This window comes from [Mycobacterium] manitobense (assembly GCF_025821665.1).
In the GTDB taxonomy this organism is placed as follows: Bacteria; Actinomycetota; Actinomycetes; order Mycobacteriales; family Mycobacteriaceae; genus Mycobacterium; species Mycobacterium arseniciresistens.
The window spans coordinates 1-5,385 of sequence record NZ_JACKSJ010000102.1 but is presented as its reverse complement, the minus strand read 5'-3'; the positions used below and the strand labels follow the sequence as shown (position 1 = coordinate 5,385).

Genomic DNA, 5,385 nt, shown 5'->3' with positions numbered 1-5,385 from the left:
CGGCGTTCACCGCCGGCGCCGCGACCCGCCCGGCACCCCGGGCGGTCAAGGTGGCCAACCGACTTCCCGCGCTGCGCCGCGCCGTCGCCTACGGGGTGGCGATCGGCCCGCTGCCCGAACGCGCACCGACCTGGGCACGGCGCTGACGGCGCCGGCGACAGCAAACCCGGCGAACAATCGGCACGAGTAGACGGGGGGCACCCCGGCGGTCGATGATGTCCGCATGGTTCTGCAGCACACGCAGCCGGCTGACGACGCGCCCCCGGCACTGCCGAAGAACGACACCCAGTCGCCGCTCACGGTGACAGCGCCGGTGCCGTATGCGGGCGGCGGGTCGCTGCGGAACCCGTTCCCGCCGATCGCCGACTACGCGTTCCTGTCGGACTGCGAGAACACCTGCCTGATCTCCTCGGCGGGCTCGGTGGAGTGGCTCTGCGTCCCCCGTCCCGACTCGCCCAGCGTGTTCGGCTCGATCCTGGACCGCGGCGCCGGCCACTTCCGGCTCGGCCCCTACGGCGTCTCGGTGCCCGCCGCGCGTCGCTACCTGCCCGGCAGCCTGATCCTGGAGACCACCTGGCAGACGCACACGGGCTGGGTCATCGTGCGGGACACGCTGGTGATGGGCCCGTGGCACGACATCGATGCGCGGTCGCGCACCCATCGCCGCACGCCGATGGACTGGGACGCCGAGCACATCCTGCTCCGCACCGTGAAATGCGTCAGCGGCACCGTCGAGTTGGTGATGAACTGCGAGCCGTCGTTCGACTACCACCGCAACAACGCCAGCTGGGAGTACTCGGCGCAGGCCTACGGCGAGGCGATCGCCCGCGCCACCAAGAACCCGGACTCGCACCCGACGCTGCGGCTGACCACCAATCTGCGCATCGGCCTCGAGGGCCGCGAGGCCCGCGCGCGGACGCGGCTGAAGGAGGGCGACAACGTCTTCGTGGCGCTGAGCTGGTCGAAGCACCCCGCGCCGCAGACCTACGAGGAAGCCGCCGACAAGATGTGGCAGACCAGTGAGGCGTGGCGCCAGTGGATCAACATCGGTGACTTCCCCGACCATCCGTGGCGGGCCTACCTGCAGCGCAGCGCACTGACCCTGAAGGGGCTGACGTATTCGCCGACGGGCGCACTGCTGGCGGCCAGCACCACGTCGCTGCCGGAAACGCCTCAGGGCGAACGCAACTGGGATTACCGCTACGCGTGGGTGCGCGACTCGACGTTCGCCCTGTGGGGGCTCTACACGCTGGGACTGGACCGCGAGGCCGACGACTTCTTCGCGTTCATCGCCGACGTGTCGGGGGCCAACAACGGTGAGCGCCATCCGCTCCAGGTGATGTACGCCGTCGGCGGCGAGCGCAGCCTCGTCGAGGAGGAGCTCAACCACCTCTCGGGCTATGACAACGCGCGGCCGGTGCGCATCGGCAACGGCGCGTACAACCAGATGCAGCACGACATCTGGGGGACGATGCTGGATTCGGTGTATTTGCACGCCAAGTCGCGCGAGCAGATCCCGCCGACGCTGTGGCCCGTGCTGAAGAATCAGGTCGAGGAGGCCATCAAGCACTGGCGCGAACCCGACCGCGGCATCTGGGAGGTGCGCGGCGAGCCGCAGCACTTCACCTCCAGCAAGATCATGTGCTGGGTGGCGCTCGACCGCGGGTCGAAACTCGCCGAACTGCAGGGCGAGAAGAGCTACGCCCAGCAGTGGCGGACGATCGCCGAGGAGATCAAGGCCGACATCCTCAAGCACGGCGTCGACGACCGTGGCGTGCTCACCCAGCGCTACGGCGACAACGCGCTGGATGCGTCGCTGCTACTCGCGCCGCTGGTGCGGTTCCTTCCGCCGGACGACCCGCGGGTGCGTGCGACGGTGCTCGCCATCGCCGACGAGCTGACCGAGGAGGGCCTGGTGCTGCGGTACCGGGTGGAGGAGACCGACGACGGCCTCACCGGCGAGGAGGGCACCTTCACCATCTGCTCGTTCTGGCTGGTGTCGGCGCTGGTCGAGATCGGCGAGGTGAGCCGGGCCAAGCACCTGTGTGAGCGGCTGCTGTCCTTCGCCAGTCCGCTGCATCTGTACGCCGAGGAGATCGAGCCGCGGACCGGCCGCCACCTGGGCAACTTCCCGCAGGCGTTCACCCACCTGGCGCTGATCAACGCGGTGGTGCACGTCATCCGCGCCGAGGAGGAGGCGGACAGCTCCGGGGTGTTCGTGCCGGCCAACGCCCCGATGTAGTCGCACCGCGTTCCACCGATCTTGTCGTAAGGTCGTCTTATACTCGAACACATGTTCGGAGAGTTGGCGATGGTACCTCCTGGTGCCGATGAGTCGGGGTTGCGGGCGCGCCTCGAGGCGTTGGAGGCGGCGAAGTCGGCGGCCGCGGCGGGGCAGGCCCGGGTCACCGCCGCGCTCGACCGGGTGCGTCGCGCCGCCGAGGCCGCCGCCGGAATGCCGGCCGCCAAGCGTGGACGTGGGCTGGCCGCGGAGATCGCGCTGGCCCGCCGCGACTCCCCCAACCGTGGTGGTCGTCATCTGGGGTTCGCCCGCGCACTGGTGTACGAGATGCCCTACACGCTGCGTGCGTTGGAGTGCGGGGCGCTCTCGGAGTGGCGGGCCACCCTCATCGTGCGGGAATCGGCGTGCCTGAGCGTCGCCGATCGCGGCACCCTCGACGCCGAACTGTGCGGTGACATCCGGCAGTTGGCCGGCAAAGGCGACAAGCGGATCGTCGCCGCGGCGAAGATGATCGCCTACCGGCTCGATCCGCAAGCGGTGGTCGACCGGGCCGCCAAGGCGGTCGGTGAGCGCACGGTGACGATCCGCCCCGCGCCCGACACCATGACCTATGTGACCGCGCTGCTGCCCGTCGCCCAAGGAGTCGGTGTCTATGCGGCATTGAAACGCGCCGCCGACACCACCTTTGACGGCCGCTCCCGCGGCCAGATGATGGCCGACACCCTCGTCGAACGCGTCACCGGCACCCCCGCCGACGTCGCCGCGCCGGTCGCGGTCCAGCTGGTGATCTCCGATCAGACCCTGCTCGGCGGTGACACCGAACCCGCCGTGCTCAGCGGCCACGGGCCGGTTCCCGCCCCCATCGCCCGACAGATGGTCCACGACGCCGTCACCGACCAGCGATCCACCGCCACCCTGCGCCGGCTGTACCGGCACCCGCGAAGCAATGCGTTGGTCGCGATGGAGTCACGGTCACGCTGCTTCCCCAAAGCCTTGGCCACGTTCATCGACCTGCGCGACCAGACCTGCCGAACCCCGTACTGCGACGCCCCGATCCGCCACCACGACCACGCCCACCCCCATCACGACGGCGGACCCACCAGCGCGGTAAACGGCCTCGGCGAATGCGCCTACTGCAACTACACCAAAGAAGCCGACGGCTGGCAGGTCACCACAACCCAGAACAACGGCACCCACACCGCGGCATTCACCACCCCCACCGGGGCGACCTACCACTCCACCGCACCACCACCACCCGGCACGGTCGAACAGCCGGTGAACGCGGCTGACACGACACGCGCAGCGTGAGCGGGTGCAACTGACACCGGATGTTCAGGATCACCGTGTATCCATTGGTTGTCGGCACCGCAACCGCAGGACAGCATGGTGCTCACACACCAGGAGGCGCACATGGGATATGACATCCGCACCGATTCATCGCGACGGGTCATCGACGTCGCGGTCGGCGTCCTGGTCGGGCTGCGAGGCTGCCGGGATCGCGCGGCATTCGACGAACTGGTGAGCGTGGTGAACCGCACCGGGATCGGCATCGGCAGCATCGCCGGCGCACTGGTCGACCTGTCCGTCGGCGAATCCGGCCAGTCCTCAGCGCATCTCGAGGCGTTCAACGCCTGGGGCCAGCTCGTCGCGAATGCGCGGCTGACGCCGCTGTCGACGGCCTGAGCTCAGCTCTCGACGTTGGCGATCAGCGCGGTGGCCACGTCCACGGCCTGATCGGAGATCGTGTACCCACACGCCCACGCCTCGACGACGACGTTGCTCACCGCCGAGATCGCATGCTGGCACGACCAGCCGCCTGAGTCCTCCTGACTGGAGGTCTGCGCCAGGATTCCCTGCGCATCGCGGATGTCCTGTAGTTCCCACAGATAGGTGTTGGCGCCGGCGCCGATGGCGATGACGTCGCCCGCGCAGCTGTCCCACATCGAGCGCGACTCCTCGACGAAATCCTGTGCCTGCATCTCGCCGGGAAACAGCACCGCGGTCTGCTGCACCCAGTGTTCGTTGTCGTCACCCGGTTCGGCTGCCACCTGGTCGCGCATGGCGGTCCACTCGGAGCCGGCGTAGACGGATTCCTCGGCGGAGAAGATGGCACCGACGCAGTCCGGATCGGACACCTCGTCGCTGTGGTCACCCATCTCCTCGGAGTCGCTGGTGACCTCCATGTCCGTGGCGCCGACCGTCTCGTTGAGCGCGCCGATCGGCAGCAGCACGGCGTCGAGGTCGGCCTCCTCCAGTTCGGCGGCGCCCTCCGGCCGAACCGCCGTGCCGGCCACCGTGGCCTGGCACCCGGTGAGGAGCACCAACGCGCCGACGACGGCGACCACAACAACCATCCGCAGCCCACCGGCGTTCGTCACCGACACATTGTGGCCGACCGGACGGCCGCGCGGCGGCTGACGGACCGATCAGCGCGCGATCTTGTCCAACATCAGATCCGCGACGTCGACCGCCCCGTCGGCGCCGGCCGCCTTGGCGTCCTCGAGATCGGTGATCTCCACGTCGACGACGCAGTCCCCCGCGACCCCGAGTGCGCGCTGCAGGGTCAGCGAGTCGGAGTCGCCGGCGTCGTGCAGCACCACCGCGGACACCACGCGGTCCCCGACCGCCACATCGGTGATCATGCTCTGCTCGCGGGTGCCGCGGTCGGGCTGCTGCAGCAGCAGCGTCTGGCCGTCGCAGTGCCGCCATTTCTGCGCCGAGGCGGCGAAGAACCGCTGCGCCTCGTCGGCCGTGTCGAACTGCACCACACCGAGATACGCAGACATGGACGGCCCGGCCACGCTTCCGCCGGCCCATGATCGGGTGGCCACCGACCGCACCGGGCTCTCCGCGTAGACCATCTGCTGGAGGCGGTACGTCGGGCTGACGCAGTCGACCGGCGTCGCCTCGGTGCGGTCGACGCCCCGCAACAACGTGTCGGCGCCGCCCTCGACCAGCTGACCCATGAAACCCGCGGGCGGAATGCCCAGTGCCGCAGCCAGTTCGTCCTGGGTGGGCAACAGCGTGCCGAGCGGACGCGCCGCGGTGGGCGGTGGCGGCGCCGCGGAGCCGGGCACCGGCGGCTGCGCGGCGCCGCGGTGGGCGGTGGCGGCGCCGCGGAGCCGGGCACCGGCGGCTGCGCG

The 5,385-nt window shown here is 69.9% G+C and carries 5 protein-coding genes; 3 read left to right on the top strand and 2 right to left on the bottom strand.

From position 1 onward, the window contains the following. The first annotated feature begins 223 nt into the window (after window positions 1–223). The 3 genes from H7I41_RS13295 (at window position 224) to H7I41_RS13285 (ending at window position 3,925) form a co-directional block, all read left to right on the top strand. Window positions 224–2,242: a glycoside hydrolase family 15 protein gene (locus H7I41_RS13295; protein ID WP_264013061.1), complete on the top strand. Its 2,019-nt coding sequence runs from the start codon at window positions 224–226 to the stop codon at window positions 2,240–2,242. Window positions 2,243–2,293: 51 nt separating this feature from the next. Further along, window positions 2,294–3,550 (top strand): 13E12 repeat family protein, encoded by a 1,257-nt coding sequence (locus tag H7I41_RS13290; RefSeq protein ID WP_264013060.1) that lies wholly within the window; start codon window positions 2,294–2,296, stop codon window positions 3,548–3,550. 75 nt (window positions 3,551–3,625) lie between these two features. Then, entirely contained in the window at window positions 3,626–3,925 is a 300-nt protein-coding gene (locus H7I41_RS13285; RefSeq protein ID WP_264013059.1) for an ANTAR domain-containing protein, read from the top strand. Between the two features lie 2 nt (window positions 3,926–3,927). Here H7I41_RS13285 and H7I41_RS13280 read toward each other — a convergent pair whose 3' ends face one another. After that, a complete protein-coding gene (locus H7I41_RS13280) occupies window positions 3,928–4,620 on the bottom strand; it encodes a sensor domain-containing protein (RefSeq protein ID WP_264013058.1) in 693 nt (230 codons plus the stop codon). Window positions 4,621–4,668: 48 nt separating this feature from the next. Then, window positions 4,669–5,385: sensor domain-containing protein (locus tag H7I41_RS13275; protein ID WP_264013057.1), on the bottom strand; the 717-nt coding region annotated here is incomplete at its 5' end.